Annotated in this window: 18 protein-coding genes; 2 read left to right on the top strand and 16 right to left on the bottom strand. The window is 64.7% G+C overall.

From position 1 onward, the window contains the following. Positions 1 to 97 precede the first annotated feature (97 nt). From HNO82_RS06440 to HNO82_RS06365, 16 genes are all read right to left on the bottom strand, one after another. Positions 98 to 1,075, bottom strand: a complete 978-nt coding sequence (locus tag HNO82_RS06440) for a bifunctional riboflavin kinase/FAD synthetase (protein WP_008326885.1) — start codon at positions 1,073 to 1,075, stop codon at positions 98 to 100. A gap of 184 nt (positions 1,076 to 1,259) precedes the next feature. Beyond that, positions 1,260 to 1,961 (bottom strand): GntR family transcriptional regulator, encoded by a 702-nt coding sequence (locus HNO82_RS06435; protein WP_175343123.1) that lies wholly within the window; start codon positions 1,959 to 1,961, stop codon positions 1,260 to 1,262. 34 nt (positions 1,962 to 1,995) lie between these two features. Further along, positions 1,996 to 2,373: an oxalurate catabolism protein HpxZ gene (hpxZ, locus tag HNO82_RS06430; protein ID WP_008326892.1), complete on the bottom strand. Its 378-nt coding sequence runs from the start codon at positions 2,371 to 2,373 to the stop codon at positions 1,996 to 1,998. Next, positions 2,370 to 3,053 carry a cysteine hydrolase family protein gene (locus HNO82_RS06425; protein ID WP_175343122.1) on the bottom strand — a complete coding sequence of 228 codons (684 nt, stop codon included), beginning with the start codon at positions 3,051 to 3,053 and terminating at the stop codon, positions 2,370 to 2,372. Before HNO82_RS06425 ends, hpxZ begins: the two co-directional genes overlap by 4 nt. Then, the gene (locus HNO82_RS06420) at positions 3,050 to 4,618 is read right to left on the bottom strand and encodes an ABC transporter ATP-binding protein (protein ID WP_175343121.1); all 1,569 of its coding nucleotides are present in this window, start codon (positions 4,616 to 4,618) and stop codon (positions 3,050 to 3,052) included. The genes HNO82_RS06425 and HNO82_RS06420 overlap by 4 nt, the downstream gene beginning before the upstream one ends. Before the next feature lies 1 nt (position 4,619). After that, the gene (biuH, locus tag HNO82_RS06415) at positions 4,620 to 5,315 is read right to left on the bottom strand and encodes a biuret amidohydrolase (RefSeq protein ID WP_175343120.1); all 696 of its coding nucleotides are present in this window, start codon (positions 5,313 to 5,315) and stop codon (positions 4,620 to 4,622) included. A 24-nt stretch (positions 5,316 to 5,339) separates the two neighbouring features. Beyond that, positions 5,340 to 6,260: an ABC transporter permease gene (locus HNO82_RS06410; protein ID WP_008326900.1), complete on the bottom strand. Its 921-nt coding sequence runs from the start codon at positions 6,258 to 6,260 to the stop codon at positions 5,340 to 5,342. Beyond that, the gene (locus HNO82_RS06405; protein WP_175343119.1) at positions 6,253 to 7,401 is read right to left on the bottom strand and encodes an ABC transporter permease; all 1,149 of its coding nucleotides are present in this window, start codon (positions 7,399 to 7,401) and stop codon (positions 6,253 to 6,255) included. Before HNO82_RS06405 ends, HNO82_RS06410 begins: the two co-directional genes overlap by 8 nt. Positions 7,402 to 7,422: 21 nt before the next feature. Then, positions 7,423 to 8,520, bottom strand: a complete 1,098-nt coding sequence (locus tag HNO82_RS06400) for a BMP family ABC transporter substrate-binding protein (RefSeq protein WP_034350017.1) — start codon at positions 8,518 to 8,520, stop codon at positions 7,423 to 7,425. Positions 8,521 to 8,578: 58 nt separating this feature from the next. Next, on the bottom strand, positions 8,579 to 9,436 hold the full coding sequence (locus HNO82_RS06395) for an ABC transporter ATP-binding protein (protein WP_034350020.1): 858 nt from the start codon (positions 9,434 to 9,436) through the stop codon (positions 8,579 to 8,581). Beyond that, positions 9,433 to 10,278, bottom strand: coding sequence for an ABC transporter permease (locus HNO82_RS06390; RefSeq protein ID WP_175343118.1), 846 nt, complete (start codon positions 10,276 to 10,278; stop codon positions 9,433 to 9,435). Before HNO82_RS06390 ends, HNO82_RS06395 begins: the two co-directional genes overlap by 4 nt. A 7-nt stretch (positions 10,279 to 10,285) precedes the next feature. Beyond that, complete coding sequence (locus HNO82_RS06385; protein ID WP_008326910.1) at positions 10,286 to 11,299, bottom strand: ABC transporter substrate-binding protein; 1,014 nt, start codon at positions 11,297 to 11,299, stop codon at positions 10,286 to 10,288. A gap of 22 nt (positions 11,300 to 11,321) precedes the next feature. After that, positions 11,322 to 13,151, bottom strand: a complete 1,830-nt coding sequence (gene atzF / locus HNO82_RS06380) for an allophanate hydrolase (protein ID WP_175343117.1) — start codon at positions 13,149 to 13,151, stop codon at positions 11,322 to 11,324. Between the two features lie 325 nt (positions 13,152 to 13,476). After that, positions 13,477 to 13,758 (bottom strand): helix-turn-helix domain-containing protein, encoded by a 282-nt coding sequence (locus tag HNO82_RS06375; RefSeq protein ID WP_008326915.1) that lies wholly within the window; start codon positions 13,756 to 13,758, stop codon positions 13,477 to 13,479. After that, positions 13,755 to 14,093, bottom strand: coding sequence for a type II toxin-antitoxin system RelE/ParE family toxin (locus HNO82_RS06370; RefSeq protein ID WP_175343116.1), 339 nt, complete (start codon positions 14,091 to 14,093; stop codon positions 13,755 to 13,757). The genes HNO82_RS06375 and HNO82_RS06370 overlap by 4 nt, the downstream gene beginning before the upstream one ends. Before the next feature lie 121 nt (positions 14,094 to 14,214). Further along, positions 14,215 to 14,940: a 16S rRNA (uracil(1498)-N(3))-methyltransferase gene (locus HNO82_RS06365; RefSeq protein ID WP_008326917.1), complete on the bottom strand. Its 726-nt coding sequence runs from the start codon at positions 14,938 to 14,940 to the stop codon at positions 14,215 to 14,217. Between the two features lie 160 nt (positions 14,941 to 15,100). On the opposite strand from HNO82_RS06365, the gene tkt reads away from it, so the two are divergent. Both tkt and HNO82_RS06355 read left to right on the top strand, forming a co-directional pair. Beyond that, positions 15,101 to 17,143 carry a transketolase gene (gene tkt / locus HNO82_RS06360; RefSeq protein ID WP_349627552.1) on the top strand — a complete coding sequence of 681 codons (2,043 nt, stop codon included), beginning with the start codon at positions 15,101 to 15,103 and terminating at the stop codon, positions 17,141 to 17,143. Positions 17,144 to 17,157: 14 nt separating this feature from the next. Then, positions 17,158 to 17,685: a GNAT family N-acetyltransferase gene (locus tag HNO82_RS06355; RefSeq protein WP_175343114.1), complete on the top strand. Its 528-nt coding sequence runs from the start codon at positions 17,158 to 17,160 to the stop codon at positions 17,683 to 17,685. Positions 17,686 to 17,818: the final 133 nt, after the last annotated feature.

Below are 17,818 nucleotides of genomic sequence, written 5' to 3'. Positions count from 1 at the left end.
GATTCAGGAGCCGCGCGCGCCAAGATGCGCGCTGGCGAAATGCTGGATGGGGCGGCTGGACGGTGGCCGAAGCGGGGCTCCGGCAACCGCCCAGCGATCAAATTCGGTCGGTGGCCGAGACGGCCAAGCCGGCATGTTCACGGAACCAGGCGCGGGCATTGTCCACGTCACGGGCGATGGCCGTGGTCAGCGTGGGCAGGTCGACGTACTTTTCCTCGTCGCGCAGCTTCTCGAGGAACTCCACCCGCACCAGCTTGCCGTAGCAATCGCCCTGGAAATCCAGCAGGTGGGTTTCCAGCAGCACCCGGCCACTGTCGTCCACGGTCGGACGCACGCCCAGGCTGGCCACCGCCGGCAGCGGCTGCTCGGCCAGTCCATGCACCTGCACCACGAAGATGCCCGAGAGCGCCGGACGCTTGTGGCCCACGCGCATGTTCAGCGTCGGGAAACCGATGGTGCGGCCCAGCTTCTTGCCATGCACGACCCGGCCGCTGATGGCGTAGGGATGGCCCAGCAACTGCTGCGACAGGGTGAAATCGCCCTCGGCCAGCGCCGCGCGCACGGCCGAAGAGGAGATGCGTACACCGGCATTGGTCACCGTGGGCAGGGCATGGACCTCGAAGCCATACTGCTTGCCGGCCGCGATCAGGGTGTCGAGCGTGCCGGCGCGGCGGGCGCCGAAGCAGAAGTCGTCACCGACCATCAACCAGCGCACGTGCAGGCCCTGGACCAGGATCTTCTCGATGAAATCCTGGGGGGAAAGGGCGGCGAAATGGCTGCCGAAATGCTCCACCACTACCCGGTCGATGCCGGAGTTGGCCAGGGCTTCGAGCTTGTCACGCAGGTTGGCGATGCGCGCCGGAGCGCGTTCGGGGGTGCCGGCCAGCTGGGCGAAGAATTCGCGTGGATGCGGTTCGAAGGTCATCACCGCCGCGTCCAGCCCCAGCTTGGCGGCGGCCTCGCGCACGCGCGCCAAAAGGGCCTGGTGGCCCAGATGCACGCCGTCGAAATTGCCGATGGTCAGCGCGCACGGGGCGCGCGATTCGGCTGTGGGAAGTCCGCGAAATACCTTCATTGAGCCGCTGGAAAGATGCGCTGTTACAAAAGCCTTCCATTATAAATGGTTTCGGCGGCTTTCCTTGATTTGGTGGCGGCTCGGCGCCGACCAAGCGGGCAGATGCCGCGATCGAGCGCAGTTTTTCATCTTTCCGGCGGGAAAAGTTGGCAATCTTTCATGTGAAGGATTGTTCCAGGCGCTGTCAGCGGGCCAGCGCCGCTTCCGGCTCCTGGAGCTGGCGTGCCTCGGCCAGCATCCAGATGGTGATCTTTCTGACCTCCAGCTTGCTCTGCGTGATGTGGGCGCGCAGCAGGATCTGCGCTTCGGTGGCGCGGCGCTTGGCGATCAGTTGCAGGATCTTGCCGTGTTCCTCGTAGGTGGCTTCGATGCGCTTTTTCTTGAGGAAATCCAGGCGCCGCACGATGCGGATCTTTTCGGTGACTTCGGTATGCACCCGCGTCATTTCCACATTGCCGGCCGCGGCCACCAGGTTGGTGTGGAAGGCCTCGTCCAGTTCGGCCACCTTGACGGCATCGGTGTGGCGCGCTTGCGGTTCGGCCAGCCAGATGGCGTTCAACTGCTCCAGTTCGGCGCTCGGATCCCGCTGGCTGCAGAGTTTGTCCAGCGCGGCCATTTCCAGCACGATGCGCAGATCGTAGAGATTGTCGAGCCGGTCGAAGTCGATCGGGCAGACCTTCCAGCCGCGCCGGAAGCCCACTTCCAGATAACCTTCGCGCTGCAGCCGGAACAGCGCATCGCGCAAGGGCGTGCGTGAGACGCCCTGACGCTGGGCCATCTCAGTCTCGGTGAAATTGTCGCCCGGCAGCAGGCGGAAGCTGAAGATGTCGTCCTTGATCCGGTGATAGACCTGTTCGGCGAGCGGGTTGGCGACGGTGGCGGTCATGGTGCGGGCATTCCGGTTCGATGGGGCAGGGGATTCATGCCATCAGGCTGACATGGGCGGCAACGATGCGCCAGCCTTCCTCCATGCGCACCCAGGTCTGCATCTGGCGACCGATGCGGTCCGATGTATGGTCGGTGAATTCGGTGGAGACCGTAGCATAGTCGCTGCCGAACGTGGTGACAACGGTGCGATGCAGTTTGCGCGAGGCCGGCACCGGGGTGCAGGTCTTGCGGTACTGGCGGATCGCCTCGCCGCCCAGCAGCACTTCGCCCACGCCGTAGCGCACGGTCTGCGGGTCATACCAGAACCAGCGGTCCAGCGCCGGGATGTCGTTGATGAGCAGGGCGTATTCGTAATCGGCAAAGGCTTGCTCGACCTCGGCCACGACGTGGGGCAGGTTCACTTGCATCATGGATTTTCTCCGGCGTAGGCGGCCACGGCGCCTTGCAGTTGCGCCAGCGGGGCGCGCCAGCCAACGATGCCGCCCTGGGCGGTCAGCATCTCCAGCGTGGCGCGATGGAATTCGGGGAAATAGCTGGCGCAGGCATCTTCCACCACCAGGCATTCATAGCCGCGGTCATTGGCTTCGCGCATGGAGGTTTGCACGCAGACTTCGGTGGTCACACCGGCCACCAGCAGATGGGTGATGCGGCGTTCCTGCAACTGCGTGTGCAGGTCGGTGGCGTAGAAGGCGCCCTTGCCGGGTTTGTCGATGACGATCTCGCCGACCATGGGGGCCAGCTGCGGCAGGATCTGGTTGCCCGGTTCACCGCGCACCAGGATGCGCCCCATCGGCCCCACATCACCGATGCCCAGCGTGGGATTGCCGCGCAGGCGCTTGGCGCGCGGACAGTCCGAGAGATCGGGCAGGTGCGATTCACGCGTGTGCACCACCAGCATCTGCGTCTGGCGCGCCAGCGCGAGCAGCGCGGCCACGGTTGGCACAATGGCGCCCAGCGGTCGCACGTCATTGCCCAGCGCACTGCCGAACCCGCCTTCTTCCACGAAGTCGCGCTGCATGTCGATGACCACCAGCGCCGTGCTGCGCGGATGGAACTGATAGGGATAGGGGAAGGCGTCGATACGGATCATGCGGCCTCGGCGTGGGTAGATTGTTCGGAGTGGCCGGCCATCCAGCGGCCCAGGGTGGCGCGGTCCGCACCTTGCGTGGCTACGTCCTGAGCCACGTGCACGATGCGACCCTCGGTCATCACCAGGATGCGGTCGGACAGTTCCAGCAGTTCATCCAGGTCTTCGCTCACCAGCAGCACCGCTGCGCCGCGTGCGCGGGCCTGCAGCAATCGCGCGTGGATGTCGGCCACCGAGGCGAAATCCAGCCCGAAGACCGGATTGGCGACGATGAGTACGTTGGCCGCACCGTCCTGGCTTTCCTCGCCCAGCTCGCGTGCCAGCACGGCGCGCTGGACGTTGCCGCCGGATAGCGTGCCGATGGGCCGTTCAGGCAGAGGCGGCTTGACGTTGAAGGCGGCGATCAGCGCTTGCGCCCGACGCTGCATGGCGCTGCGGTCGACCCGCCAGCCGCCGCGTTTGTAGGGAGCCACGTCGAAGTGACGCAGCGCCATGTTCTCGGCCACGCTCATGCCGGCGATGCAGGCATTGCGCAGCGGTTCTTCCGGTAGCGCGAAGACCCGCAGGCGCCGCATCTGCTCACGGGTGGCGCGATAGGGCGCACCGTCCACATGGATCTCGCCCAGCAGGTGAGGCCGCTGGCCCAGCAGGGCTTCCACCAGTTCCTTCTGGCCGTTGCCGGAGATGCCGGCCAGGCCAACAATTTCCCCACGCTTCACTTGCAGCGACAGCGCCCGCACGGCGGCCACGCCGCGATCGTTGTTGACGGTCAGATTCTTCACATCGAGCCCGACGCCCGCGTCCGCTGGCACTTTCTCCCGCGCCACCGGAGCCTGCTCGGCACGGGCATGACCCATCATCCAGTGCGCCAGTGCATCCGGCGTGGTCTGCGCAACCTGGGCGCTGCCGACCAGGCGGCCCTTGCGCAACACGGTGACGTCGTCGGCATAGGCGCTCACTTCATGGAACTTGTGGGTAATCATCAGCACCGTCAGTTCCTGCTGGCGCGTCAGGGCGTGCATGAGTCCCAGCACCTCGTCGGCTTCCTGCGGGGTGAGCACCGAGGTCGGCTCGTCCAGGATCAGGAAGCGGCGGCGCAGATAGAGTTGCTTCAAGATTTCCAGCTTCTGCTTTTCGCCGGCGGAGAGGCTGCTGACCACCCGTTCCGGGGCCAGCTTGAAGGGCATGCGCGCCATGAATTCTTCCAGCGCCGCGCGCTCGCTGCCCCAGCGGATGCGCCAGGGCAGGTCGCCGCGCGCCAGCAGCAGGTTCTCGGCCACCGTCAAACTGGGCGCCAGCGTGAAGTGCTGATAGACCATGCCAATGCCGAGCTGGTTGGGTACGCGCGCACTGCGGATCTCCACCTCGCGGCGGTCGGCCACGATGCTGCCCTGGTCCAGCGGGCTATAGCCGACCAGTCCCTTGACCAGCGTGCTCTTGCCCGCACCGTTCTCGCCCAGCAGCGCATGGATGGTGCCGGCGCGGATCTTCAGCGATACCTCGTCGAGCGCGCGAAAGCTGCCGAAGGATTTGCCCGCATTGATGATCTCCAGCTCCAGGGCGTGCATGTCAGGCCCCGAACACATCGATCAGTGCGGACGAATCGGAGACCGCGCCGAACACGCCACCCTGCATCTTGATCATGGACAGCGCCGCCAGATGGTTGTTGTAGTCGGTCGCGCCGCAGCAGTCCGCCAGCATCACGCACTCGAAGCCACGGTCATTGGCTTCGCGCATGGTGGTGTGGACACAGACATCGGTGGTGATGCCGGTCAGCACGATGTTGCGGATGCCGCGCGTGTGCAAAATCATCTCCAGGTCGGTCGCGCAGAAGGAACCCTTGCCGGGTTTGTCGATGATGATCTCGCCCTCGATGGGCGCCAGTTCCGCAATGATTTCCCAGCCCGGTTCGCCGCGCACCAGGATGCGGCCACACGGACCGGCGTCACCGATGCCCACGCCATTGGTGCCGATCTGGCGCGAGCGCCAGCGCTTGTTGGCGGGCAGGTCGGAGAGGTCGGGCCGATGGCCTTCGCGGGTGTGGATGATGGTGTAGCCGCCGGCGCGCATGGCAGCCAGCACTTTCTTGATCGGTTCGATGGGGGCGCGCGTGAGCGAGAGGTCGTAGCCCATCTTGTCCACGTAACCGCCGATGCCGCAGAAGTCGGTCTGCATGTCGATGACGATGAGCGCGGTATTGGCCGGGCTCAGGGCGCCGTCGTAGGGCCAGGGATAGGGTTCGGCCTGGATGTAGCGTTCGGACATGGTTTCTCCTTGGGGATCGTGGATTTATCGGGTCAGGCTCAACTCGCCCGGCGCGCTCGACAGCGTGCGGTCGGGACGGCAGGTGATGATCATGATCAAGAGCGTGAGCGCATAGGGGGCCGCGTTGAAGAGGTAATAGCCGGAGGTCACGCCCACCGCCTGCAAGGCCGGCCCCAGTGCACCGGCGGCGCCGAACAGCAGTGCGGCCAGCAGGCAGCGCCACGGCTGCCAGCGCGCGAAGATCACCAGGGCCACGGCCATCAAGCCCTGGCCGCTGGAGAGTCCCTCGTTCCAGCTGCCGGGGTAGTAGAGCGACAGGTAGGCCCCGCCGACGGCGGCCAGGAAGCCGCCTGCTGCGGTCGCGGCAATGCGCGTAGCGGTGAGCCGGTAACCGAGGGCACGGGCGGTCTCGGCATGATCGCCCACCAGCCGCAAGGCCAGTCCCCAGCGCGTGGCCGACAGGCCCCATTGCAGCACCAGGGCCAGGAGCACGCCGACGAAGAACAGCGCATTGATTTGCAAGGCGTGATGCAGGCGCGCATTGCTGCTCCAGGCACCGAGATCGATGGCCGGCAGCATCGGCGCCTGCGGCTGGATGAAAGGCTTGCCGAGGAAGAAGGCCAGGCCGGTACCCAGCAGCATCAGCGCGATGCCGAAGGCGATGTCGTTGACGCGCGGCAGCGAACATACCACGCCATGCAGCATGCCCAGCAACAGCCCCGCGCAGCCGGCCGCCAGCACGCCCAGCCAGGCCGAGCCGCTGTAGAAGGAGGCGGCGTAACCGGTCATGGCGCCGCAGACCAGGATGCCTTCCAGCCCCAGGTTCACGCGCCCGCCTTTTTCAGTCAGGCACTCGCCCAGGCTGACGAAGAGAAAGGGCGTACCGACCCGGATCGCACCGGCGAACAGCGCCAGCAGCAGGGTGGTGAGATCGATGTCATACATGGCCGGCCTCCGTGGCGGGAATGGCGTGCGCCTGTTGCTGCCAGCGCAGCTTGAGCGCCGACAGACGCCCGGTGATGGCTTCCCAGGCCAGCAGGTTGGAGAACAGCAGGCCCTGCAGCACCAGAGTGGTGGCGTCGGGCAGGTCCAGGCGCCGTTGCAGCAGGCTGCCGCTGGCCTCCACGCCACCGATGACGATGGCGCAGACGATGATGGCCAGCGGATTCTGGCGCGCCGCAAAGGCCACCAGGATGCCCGAGAACCCATAGCCGGCCAGCAGCGCACTGGTGGCGCTGCCCTGCACGGCGCTGACTTCGAACATGCCCGCCAGTCCCGCCGCTGCGCCCCCCAGGGCACACGCGGTGAGTATGAGCCGATTGACCGGCAGGCCGACCAGCCGCGCGGTGCGGATATTGCCGCCGACCACTCCCATGGCGAAGCCGGCCACGCTGTGGCGCAGGAAAATCCACGCCGCCAGACAGGCCAGTGCGCCCCAGGCCAGGCCCCAGTGCACGTCCAGTCCGGGCAGGGAGCCTACCAGATAAGCGTCCGGCAGGGGCAGTGTCGAGGGTTTGTTGAGGCTTGCCGGGTCGCGCAGCGGGCCTTCCACCAGATGCTTGAAGATCGCCACGGCGAGATAGGAGAGCAGCAGGCTGGAGATGGTCTCGTTGACCCCGCGCCACTGGCGCAGCCCGCCGCACAGTGCAATCCACAGCCCACCGGCCAGCATCGCGGCCAGCGCCATGGCCACCAGCATCACCAGCGAAGGCAGGACCGGCAGCCACTGCGGCATCACCGCCGCTGCCAGCCCGCCCAGCGCCAGCGCGCCTTCCCCGCCGATGACGATGAGCCCGACGCGCGCCGGCAAGGCCACGCAGAGCGCCGTCAACAGCAGCGGGGCGGCGCGCTGCAAGGTGTTCTGCCAGGCGAACATCGTGCCGAATGCACCCTGGAAGATCAGCAGGCAGGCCTGGCCCGCCGGCTTGCCCTGCACCAGCAGGAACAGCACGAACAAAAGCAGCGTACCGGCCAGTGCGCACAGTGTGGGCAAGGCCGGTGCGGCACCATTGAGCAGGGCCGAACGCAGGCGCAGCAAGGGCGGGCTGGCGGCAGCGGCCACGCCGGGAGCGGGGAGGGAAGTCATGAGGCGATCCTGCAGCTTGGATCAGACCTGGCCGACCACACCGGCCACCAGGTAATTCATCTTCTCCAGCACGACGTCGGTCTGGACTTGCGTGGTGCCGGCCGGGATCACGGTATTGCCCTTGTTGTCCTTGATCGGGCCCTTGAAGATCTGGAACTTGCCGGCCAGCATCTGCGCCTTGATTTCGTCGGCCTTCTTCTTCGCTGCTGCGCTCACGGCAGCACCGTAGGGCGACATCCTGACGAAGTTGTCCTTCAGGCCGCCGCGCAGGAAATTGATCATCGGCTTGCCTTCCAGCGTGGCCTTGACGATCTCGGTATAGGGCGTGGCCCAGTTCCACTCGGCGCCGGTCAGGTAGCCCTTGGGGGCCAGCGCAGCCTGGCTGGCGTGATAGCCGGTGGTCATGACGCCGCGCTTTTCTGCAGTCTCCACGATCACCTTGGGGCCATCGACGTGGCAGGTGATGACATCGCAACCCTGGTCGATGAGGCTGTTGGCGGCCTCGGCTTCCTTGACCGGCAGCGACCAGTCCCCGGTGAAGATGACGTGGCAGGTAATGGACGGGTCGACCGACTGCGCCCCCAGAGTAAAGGCATTGATGTTGCGCAGCACCTGCGGAATCGGCTTGGCGGCGATGAAGGCCAGCTTCTTGCTCTTGCTCATGTGGCCGGCCACCACGCCCGAGAGGTATTCGCACTCTTCGATGTAGCCGAAGAAGCTGCCCACGTTCATGGGGTGCTTGCCGGCGGTCCACAGGCCGCCACAGTGGGCGATGCGCACCTTGGGATATTTCTCGGCGATCTTGAGCACGTGCGGATCGAAGTAGCCGAAGGAGGTGGCGAAGAGCAGGGTGGCGCCATCCTGCTGGATCATGGCTTCCATGGTCTTTTGCACGGCCACGGTCTCGGGCACTTTTTCTTCCTCGACCACCTTGATGCCGGGCATTTTCTTGATGATGGCCGCGGCCTGCGCATGCGACTGGTTGTAGCCGAAGTCATCGCGCGCGCCGACATAGATGAAGCCCACGGTCAAGGGACTGGCAGCCATCAGCTCCAGCGGGAAGGCAGCGCCCAGGGCGGCGGCTCCGGACAGTTTCAGAAAATCGCGGCGGTTTTTCATGTTGTTGCGCTCCAATGAGAACGTGGATGGTGGGGGTGGATCACTGATTCGGTACGACTCAGGACAGCGCCAGCGAACCCGGTGCCTGCATGCGCGCCGGCTTGCGCACTTCGCGCTGGAAGATTTCCATGGACAGCTTCTTGGCGGCGATGAAGCCCGGCTGCGACAGCGTTTCCACCGTGCGCGGCCGTGGGTCCTGGTAATGCAGAATGTCTGCCACTGCCGTGGGACGCTTGGTCAACAGCAGGATCTGGTCGGCCAGGTAGACCGCTTCCTCCAGGTCGTGCGATACCAGCACCATGGTGGTGCCGGTCTGCAGGAACACCTGTTGCAGCTTTTCACGGATGAAGAGGGTCATCTCGAAGTCCAGCGCCGAGAAGGGTTCATCCAGGAACAGCACCTCCGGCCCCGGCGCCAGGGCGCGCATGATGGAAGCGGTCTGCTGCTGGCCACCCGAGAGTTCGTAGGGATAGCGCATCAGGTCGAACTTCACGTCGAAGGACGCCACCAGTTCATCGACCCGATGCCTGATCTCGGCCTTGGACTTGCCTTCCAGCTTCAAGGGATAGGCGATGTTGTCGATGGTGCGCAGCCACGGGAACATGGCATCGCGGTAGTTCTGGAACACGTAGCCGATCTTGGTCTGCGCCAGCGATTTTCCGTCAAACAGAATCTGTCCGGCGTCAATCGGAATCAGGCCGGCGATCATGTTGATGAGCGTGGACTTGCCGCAGCCATTGGGGCCGAAGATGGAAACGATCTGGTGCTTGGGGATATCCAGGTCGAAGTTTTCATACAGCGGCCAGCCGGCGAAATGCTTGGTCAGGCCGCGGATGGTGATGTGGGTGCCTGGCGGCCCGGGAACGAAGGGCGTTTCCGGGGGCAGGTCGATTTTGGGGCTGATCACGACACTCATCTTCCGCTCCAGTGCACGATGCGTTTTTCAATGATGATGAAGACCACGTTCAGGGCATAGCCCAGCGCGCCCGCCGACAGGATGGCGGCGTACATCTCGCGTACGTTCAATACCTGCTGGGTATCGATGATGCGATGGCCCAGACCGTTCTCGGATCCGATGAACATCTCCGCCACGATCACGATCACCAGCGCCATCGAGACCGCGCTGCGCAGCCCCACGAAGCTGGCCTGCAGACTTTCCCAGATCAGCACGTCGCAAAAGATGCGCCAGCGCGAGGCCCCCATCACCTTGGCCGCCATCACCCGCTGCTTGCGCGCATTGAGCACGCCGTAAGCGCTGTTGAAGAGCACGATCAGGAAGGCGCCGAAGGCGGCGATGGCGACCTTGTTGATGTCGGACACCCCGAAGATCAGCAGGAACAGCGGGATCAGCGCCGAGGAGGGCGTGGAACGGAAGAAGTCGATCAGGAATTCCACGCTGCGATAGGCGCGCTCGTTGCTGCCCAGCAGGACGCCCATGGGCAGGCCCAGCACGGCGGCAATGGCAAAGGCTTCCAGCGTGCGGATCACGGTCACGCTGAAATCCAGCAGCAGCGGTCCCCCGGCCAGGCCCTTGAACATGGCCATGAGAGTGGCTTCCGGCGGCGGCAGCAGGATGGCCTTGATCCAGCCGGCCCGCACCACCAGGTCCCACACCACGAACAAGGCTACGGGACCGACCAGGGGCAGCAGACGGCCCAGCGCCGCCCGCTTGCGCGGCCGGGTCGCCGGCGGCGCCGTGGTCGAGGTAGCGGAAGGCTTGGGCGCCACGGTCACGGCAGGAGCGATGGTCTCGTTCATGATGCGCTCAACCCTTGTAGATCAGGTTGTCGACCACGATGCGTTGGGAGAACACGCCCTTCTCGACAAACAGGTCGTAGAACTTCTGGAAGTAGGCGATATCGCTGGGCTTGAATTCGTTGTAGAGCATGTAGGCCGCCAGCGGGACTTCATTGGTCAGCGAACCCTCGATGGCGGTATAGCCCTTCAGGTAGGCGCGCGCCTGATCCGGTTGCTTGCGCACCAGCTCGATGCCGCGGGCATAGGCGGCGATGTACTTGCGCGTGAGTTCCGGATTCTTCTTGATGAATTCGGTGGTCAGCGCGGCGGCGCCACCATGCCAGGGCGCCATCGGATCACCGAGGATGTACTTGGCGATGACCCCTGCCTCCAGCACGCGGGTGCTGTTGTTCATGCGGCCCACGGTGCCGGTCGGTTCCAGCGTGTAGGCGGCATCGACCTGGCCGGCGGCCAGCGAAGCGACATGCTGGCCGATGGGCAGTTCGACTACGGTCGCGCCAGTGGCACCGGCGCGTTCGAGTACCGTCTTGGCCAGGGTGACGTTCTGGATGCCGGGGCCGGAGGCGACCTTCTTGCCCTTGAGTTCGGCGATCGATTTGACGGTGCTGTCCTTGGGCACCAGGAATTCATCGAGCACGTACTTGGCGTTGCTGGGATTGGTGGCGAAGATCTTGAACAGACCCGGCTGCGCGATCTCGCCGATGGCCAGGTTGCCGGCACCGGTACCATTGGCCGAGCCATCGGCGCGGCCGGCCAGCATGGCTTCCATCACTTGCTGGGCGCCGGCGAACTTGATCGCTTGCACTTCCAGTCCGGCCTGCTTGAAGTAACCTGCTTCCACTGCGGCATAGAAGGGCAGGCCGGCGGCCACCGGCCAGTAGCCGATGCGGATGGGGACGGTCTGCGCCCGCAGGATGGCCGGGGCGCCCGCGATGGCGGCGGTGGCGGCGACGGCACCGGCTTTGGCGATGAAGTCGCGGCGGGTGGTATCGTGGATTGCGGCGGGGGACTTCTTTTTCATGAGCAGCTCCGTGGTGAGGGTGTCAGTTCAAGGAATGGAGGTAGGGAACCCAGCCGCCGTGGTGGGTGATGTCGGTGGCGTCGGCAATGCCGGCCGGCTCGCAGATGAAGCCCTTGACGCTGCTGCCATCGGCCAGCTCCACCGTACCGATGCCCAGCGGCGCCGGGATGGCGGCGACGAAACCGCCGAACTGGCGCAGCGGCATTTCCCACACTTCCACCGCGATGGCGGCGCCGTCGCCTTCGGTGCGGGCCAGGCCCGGCTTGGGTGGCGTGGTACCCGCCAGGGCGTAGAGACGATAGTGGGCAGCGGTGCGGGTGACGGCCACGCGGCGCGCACCGGCTTCCAGCAATTGCCAGTTCAGCGGTTGGCCGGCCAGGTGGGCGCCCACCACGCAGACCTTGATGGTGCTTTCATTGAAGGGCAGCGGGGCGGCGGCAATCGTGTCGGCTTGCGCCGCACCGCCCAGTTGCTGCTGCATGCGTGCGCCGGCTTCGGCCAGCAGATGATCGGCACCGGCCGGCCCGATCAGGGTCACCCCGGCGGGCAAGCCATCACGGCGCCACACGGCGGGGATGGCCAGGGCCGACATGTCCATCAAATTGACGAAGTTGGTGTAATGGCCCAACTGCGCATTGCGCACCACCGGATCGGCCTCGACTTCGGCGATGGTGGGGAAGGTGGTGGTGGTCGGCACCAGCATCAGGTCGCTGCCTTCGAGCAGGTTTTCGGCCTGGCGGCGCAGGTCGGCCAGGCGGTATTGAGCGTTGAAGCTGTCTACGGCGTCGTAGTCGTCGGCCTGGGCGGTGATCTGGCCTACCACCGGGTGGATGGCGTCCCGGTGCTCCTGGAAGAAGTCGCCCAGGGCTGCACGGCGCTCGGCCACCCAGGGGCCCTGGTACAGCAGTTCTGCGGCGGCACTGAAGGGGGCGAACGGAATTTTCGCCAGGCTCACGCCGGGGAGGGCGGCGATCTGCGCCAGGCTGCGCTCCCAGGCTTCCTGGGCGAGGCTGTCGCCAAAGAATTCGCAGTGATCGGGGATGGCGATGCGATAACCCCGGCGCTTCACGCCCAGCATGGTGGGGCGGCGCGAATAGCCATCCTCGGCATCGAAGCCGGAAGCGCTGTGCAGTACGCGCCAGGCATCGGCCACGTCGTGGGCGAAGATGGAGATGCAATCCAGGGTGCGGCAGGCCGGCACCAGGCCGCGTGCGCTGATCAGGCCCTTGGTTGGCTTCAGGCCCACCAGATGATTGAAGGCGGCGGGGACGCGGCCCGAGCCTGCGGTGTCGGTGCCCAGCGAAAACATGACCTGCCCCAGGGCCACGGCCACCGCTGAACCCGAACTGGAGCCGCCGGAGACATATTCCGACTTGATGGCGTTGCGTACCGCGCCGTAGGGGGAGCGCACGCCGACCAGGCCGGTGGCGAACTGGTCCAGGTTGGTCTTGCCCACCAGCAGTGCTCCAGCGGCTTGCAGGCGTTGCACCACGGTGGCGCTTTCGCTGGCCAGCCGGCCGAATTCGGGACAGGCCCCGGTGGTGACCATCTCGGCCACGTCGATGTTGTCCTTCACGGCGAAGGGGATGCCGAACAGCGGCATGCTCTCCAGCACCGCTTCGCCCTTGATCTGCAACATCAGGTCCAGTGCTGCGGCTTGTTGTTTCAGTTGCTTGGACGGCACCCGGCTGATCCAGACTTCATCGCGCCCGCTGCTGTCGATACGCGCCAGCAGTTCGGCTACCACCTTGCCAGGCGTGCTGCGGCCTTCCCGGTAGGCCGCCAGGGTGGCGGCGATGGTGGTCGGGGCGGCCTCGGGGGCGGCTTGCTGCAGGGCGTGGGTAGTGGTCATGGTGGATATTCAAACTTGAATACAAGATTGAATATCTTTAAGCAGGAGGCGTGCCAGCTGGTCCGTCATGCGGCTGGAAAACGACAAAAGGCTTCACCACGCGGGTTTGCGAGGTGAAGTGCTGGAAGGCAAGTTGCGCGAGGGTAAATGAAGAGTTTTGTCAGCGAGACAAAATGGGGAGGCGTGCGCCGAATTTGGACGTCCGTCGTGGTGGGCTGCACGGGAATCAGGCGGTTTCTCGTCGATGTCCAATGCGTCCGCCCTGGCAACAAGTCCGAGATACGGACAGTTGCCTATTATTTTCAAACGACGAGTGTCGAGAACCTCAAGCAGATTCGATTACACGCATTTCGATGTGCAGGCCGGCAGCCGTGGCCATGTTCACCAGCGCATCCAGTCCGAACAGGTTGATCTTGCCTCGCATCAGATCGGAGACACGCGGCTGAGTCACCCCGAAGAGCTTGGCGGCTTGTGCCTGGCTCATTTCCGTGCGGGTAAGGTGGTTCTTCAGTGCCGTCATGAGGACGGAACGCAGCTTCATGTTTTCCGCTTCTTCCGGGGTGTCCTCGATGGCATCCCAGATGCTGGAAAATCGTTGATTGCTCATTGCCCTAACTCCTTCAACAAATCGCGGTAACGCTTCGCGGCCAGGTCCAGATCGGTCTTGCTGGTCTTCTCAGTCTTCTTCTGGAAGCAGTGAAGTACATAGACGGCGTCGGCGAACTTGGCAACGTAAATGACCCGGAACGCACCGGAGGCCTCGCGGACCCGAATCTCTTTCACTCCCTGTCCCACGGTGATCATGGGCTTCCAATCGTCCGGCTCCTGGCCGTTTTGTACCTGGTCCAGTTGATGACCTGCTTCGCGCCTTGCCTCAAGAGGAAAGGCGCGAAGGTCATCAAGGGCGCTGCCGCGGAACTCGACGGGTTTGGGATCGGACATGCGGCAAATATACAATTTTTTATATATTGCCGCAACGGGCGTCGCCAAGTTATTGGTTCATAAAGGGGCAAATACAGGAAATCGGCCAAGCTGCCCGGAAATCAGCGGTATGAAGCTTTCTTCAAAGCTCCCCCCACACCGCATTCAAGGCCGCCAATGCCGCCAGCCCGGCGGTCTCGGTGCGCAGCACGCGGCTGCCCATGGACAGCATCAGCGCACCCTGGGCGCAGGCCAGGTCTTCCTCTTCCTCGCTGAAACCGCCTTCGGGGCCGACGATGACCGTCACGGCCTGCGGCGGATGATGGCGCGCCCAGCCCGACAGCGGCTCGGTGCCGCGCGGGGAGAGCAGGATACGGCGGTGCAGGTCGCTCTGGGCGATCCAGCGCTTGAAGTCGGTCACCTCGCCCAGCTGTGGCAGACGATTGCGACCACATTGCTCGGCGGCAGCATGCACGATGCCTTGCCAGTGCGCCTGCTTCTTTTCGGCGCGTTCGCCCGACAGGCGCACCACGCAGCGCTGCGCGGCCAGCGGCTGGAGGGCGGTGGCGCCCAGTTCCACGGCTTTCTCGACGATCCAGTCCATCTTCGACCCTTCCGGCAGGGCCTGGGCCAAAGTCAGCGCATAGGGCAGTTCGGCTTCGCGCGGAGAAAAAGTCTTCACTTCGGCGTGGGCGCGCTTCTTCTCAATGGCGCTCAGACTGGCGGTGTACTCGCCGCCTTCGCCATTGAACAGGGTCACCGTATCGCCGGGTTGCAGGCGCAACACCTGGATGTGATGGGCAATCTGCTCGGGCAGGACCAGGGCCGAGCCAATGCCGAGGGGGTGCGGGAAGTAAAAGCGGGGCATGGGGCAGGGTCCTGGGCGAAGAAGATCAAAAAGACATGAAAAAAGTTGTCAGTCCGGTTACGGGCTGGTCCCGAATTTTAATCCCCCCGGCGCACTCTGGTAAAATACGGCCCCGCGCTGCACTTGGCCTTCCGGGGCGGCGCTTTGGCTACAAAACCCGATTGGTGCGCCTGACAGCGCCTCCCGCACAGCAAACTCAGACCTCGACATGATTTCCACTCTCCCCACCGACAAGATGGCCAACGCGATCCGCGCGCTGGCGATGGATGCAGTTCAAAAAGCCAATTCCGGACACCCGGGCATGCCGATGGGGATGGCCGAAATCGCAGTGGCCCTGTGGGCCAAGCACTATCGTCACAACCCGTCCAACCCGCAGTGGGCCAACCGTGACCGCTTCGTACTCTCCAACGGCCACGGCTCCATGCTGCAGTACGCGCTGCTGCACCTGACCGGCTACGACCTGTCGATGGAGGACATCAAGGCCTTCCGCCAGCTGCATTCCAAGACCGCCGGCCACCCGGAAGTGCACATCACCCCGGGCGTGGAAACCACCACCGGTCCGCTGGGCCAGGGCATCACCAATGCGGTGGGCATGGCGCTGGCTGAAAAGCTGCTGGCCGCCGAATTCAACAAGCCCGGCCTGTCCGTGGTCGATCACTATACTTATGCTTTCGTCGGCGATGGTTGCCTGATGGAAGGCATCTCGCACGAAGCCTGCTCGCTGGCGGGCGTGCTGAACCTGTCCAAGCTGATCGTGCTGTATGACGACAACGGCATCTCCATCGATGGTCACGTCGAAGGCTGGTTCAAGGACGACACCCCGAAGCGCTTCGAAGCCTACGGCTGGAACGTCATCCCCGCTGTCGATGGCCACAACGTCGAAGCTGTCAGCGCGGCGATCCACCAGGCCAAGCTGGCCGACAAGCCGACCCTGATCTGCTGCCGCACCGTCATCGGCAAGGGTTCGCCCAACCTGGCCGGCACCGACAAGGTGCACGGCGCCGCCCTGGGTGACAAGGAAATCGCCGCCGTGCGCGAAGCGCTGGGCTGGACCTCCGCACCCTTCGAGATTCCCGCTGACGTCTACGCCGCCTGGGATGCCAAGGCCACCGGCGCCGACTTCGAAGCCAGCTGGAAGCAGACCTTCGACAGCTACGCCGCCCAATACCCGGCCGAGGCCGCCGAACTGCTGCGTCGCCTCAAGGGCGAGCTGCCGGCCGCGTTCGAATCGACCGTGACCGCCTACATCAATTCCACGCTGGAAAAGAAGGAAACCATCGCCACCCGCAAGGCCAGCCAGAACGCCATCCAGGCTTACGCGCAGGCGCTGCCGGAATTCCTGGGCGGCTCGGCCGACCTGACCGGCTCGAACCTGACCAACTGGAAGGAATCGGTGGCCGTGCGCGCCGACCAGCGCGGCAACCACATCAACTACGGTGTGCGTGAATTCGGCATGAGCGCCATCATGAACGGCATCGCCCTGCATGGCGGCTATCTGCCCTTCGGCGCGACCTTCCTGACCTTCTCCGACTACAGCCGCAATGCCCTGCGCATGGCGGCGCTGATGAAGATCCGTTCGCTGTTCGTGTTCACCCACGACTCCATCGGCCTGGGCGAAGACGGCCCCACCCACCAGTCGGTGGAACACGTCTCCAGCCTGCGCCTGATCCCCAACCTGGACAACTGGCGTCCGTGCGACACCACTGAAACCGCCGTGGCCTGGGCCGAGTCCATCAAGCGTCACGATGGCCCGAGCACCCTGATCTTCTCGCGCCAGAACCTGCCCTTCCAGGAGCGTACCGACGCCCAGGTCAAGGACATCGCTCGTGGCGGCTACGTGCTGCGCGATGCGGCCGATGCCAAGGTGATCCTGATCGCTACCGGTTCCGAAATCGAACTGGCTACCAAGGCCGCTGACGCCCTGACCGCTGAAGGCATCGCCGTGCGCGTGGTGTCGATGCCCTCCACCGATGTGTTCGACCGCCAGGATGCGGCTTACAAGGCCTCCGTGCTGACCCGCGGTGTTCCGCGCGTGGCCATCGAAGCCGGCGTGACCGCCTTCTGGCACAAGTACGTGGGCCTGGAAGGCGCCGTGGTCGGTATCGATACCTTCGGCGAATCAGCCCCGGCCGGCGTGCTGTTCAAGCACTTCGGCTTCACCGTCGAGAACGTGGTGGCCAAGGCCAAGGCAGTACTGGCTTGAGCAGTCTGGTGTCCATGACTGAAGAAGTCCTGTTCCGCCGCGCCAGGAAGGGCGATGCGGCCTCCATCGCCGGCGTGCGCATCGACGCCTGGCGCGCCGCCTATCGCGGCCTGGTGCCCGACAGCTACCTGGATCACCTCAAGCCCGAGGAAAGCGTCAAGCTGTGGGAGCAGGTGCTGGAAGCGTCTTCGGACGCCGCCTGCACCTTCGTGGCCGAAAGCGGGGGCGAGATCATCGGCTTCGCTTCCGGCATGACGCTGGCCGAGTCGCGCTTCGGCTGCGATGCCGAGCTGACCGCGATCTGCGTGCTGCCCGATGAGCAGCGCAAGGGATTGGGCAAGCGCCTCTTGGCCAACGTCGCCGCCACCCTCATCAGTGCCGGTGCGACCGGCCTGATGGCCTGGGTGCTGAGCAAGAATGAAGGCGCCGGGGAATTTTTCGAGTCGCTCGGGGCCGAAAGGCTTTATGAACAAACGTTCACCTGGGATGATGGCAGTGAACTCGACGAGATCGGTTTCGTCTGGCGCAAGCTCCACTCCTGAGCGGATGAGCGCGGGACTGGATGGATTGGCAGGATGAGCAGGGCAGGCAGGGACGGCAAGAACAACTGAACAAAAAGGCCGGAAAAGAAGGATTCATGTCCGACGGGCGGCGCCGCCAGGGTGCAAGCTGTCG

The organism is Herbaspirillum sp. C9C3 (assembly GCF_013359625.1).
Classification (GTDB): domain Bacteria; phylum Pseudomonadota; class Gammaproteobacteria; order Burkholderiales; family Burkholderiaceae_D; genus Herbaspirillum.
Note: the sequence above shows the minus strand (reverse complement) of the source record. Positions and strands in the feature narration are given on the sequence as shown.

What these genes read in the sequence shown, in the direction of transcription:
- HNO82_RS06440 (WP_008326885.1), bottom strand. Translation starts at nt 1,075, where the DNA reads ATGAAGGTATTTCGCGGACTTCCCACAGCCGAATCGCGCGCCCCGTGC.
- HNO82_RS06435 (WP_175343123.1), bottom strand. Translation starts at nt 1,961, where the DNA reads ATGACCGCCACCGTCGCCAACCCGCTCGCCGAACAGGTCTATCACCGG.
- hpxZ (WP_008326892.1), bottom strand. Translation starts at nt 2,373, where the DNA reads ATGATGCAAGTGAACCTGCCCCACGTCGTGGCCGAGGTCGAGCAAGCC.
- HNO82_RS06425 (WP_175343122.1), bottom strand. Translation starts at nt 3,053, where the DNA reads ATGATCCGTATCGACGCCTTCCCCTATCCCTATCAGTTCCATCCGCGC.
- HNO82_RS06420 (WP_175343121.1), bottom strand. Translation starts at nt 4,618, where the DNA reads ATGCACGCCCTGGAGCTGGAGATCATCAATGCGGGCAAATCCTTCGGC.
- biuH (WP_175343120.1), bottom strand. Translation starts at nt 5,315, where the DNA reads ATGTCCGAACGCTACATCCAGGCCGAACCCTATCCCTGGCCCTACGAC.
- HNO82_RS06410 (WP_008326900.1), bottom strand. Translation starts at nt 6,260, where the DNA reads ATGTATGACATCGATCTCACCACCCTGCTGCTGGCGCTGTTCGCCGGT.
- HNO82_RS06405 (WP_175343119.1), bottom strand. Translation starts at nt 7,401, where the DNA reads ATGACTTCCCTCCCCGCTCCCGGCGTGGCCGCTGCCGCCAGCCCGCCC.
- HNO82_RS06400 (WP_034350017.1), bottom strand. Translation starts at nt 8,520, where the DNA reads ATGAAAAACCGCCGCGATTTTCTGAAACTGTCCGGAGCCGCCGCCCTG.
- HNO82_RS06395 (WP_034350020.1), bottom strand. Translation starts at nt 9,436, where the DNA reads ATGAGTGTCGTGATCAGCCCCAAAATCGACCTGCCCCCGGAAACGCCC.
- HNO82_RS06390 (WP_175343118.1), bottom strand. Translation starts at nt 10,278, where the DNA reads ATGAACGAGACCATCGCTCCTGCCGTGACCGTGGCGCCCAAGCCTTCC.
- HNO82_RS06385 (WP_008326910.1), bottom strand. Translation starts at nt 11,299, where the DNA reads ATGAAAAAGAAGTCCCCCGCCGCAATCCACGATACCACCCGCCGCGAC.
- atzF (WP_175343117.1), bottom strand. Translation starts at nt 13,151, where the DNA reads ATGACCACTACCCACGCCCTGCAGCAAGCCGCCCCCGAGGCCGCCCCG.
- HNO82_RS06375 (WP_008326915.1), bottom strand. Translation starts at nt 13,758, where the DNA reads ATGAGCAATCAACGATTTTCCAGCATCTGGGATGCCATCGAGGACACC.
- HNO82_RS06370 (WP_175343116.1), bottom strand. Translation starts at nt 14,093, where the DNA reads ATGTCCGATCCCAAACCCGTCGAGTTCCGCGGCAGCGCCCTTGATGAC.
- HNO82_RS06365 (WP_008326917.1), bottom strand. Translation starts at nt 14,940, where the DNA reads ATGCCCCGCTTTTACTTCCCGCACCCCCTCGGCATTGGCTCGGCCCTG.
- HNO82_RS06355 (WP_175343114.1), top strand. Translation starts at nt 17,158, where the DNA reads ATGACTGAAGAAGTCCTGTTCCGCCGCGCCAGGAAGGGCGATGCGGCC.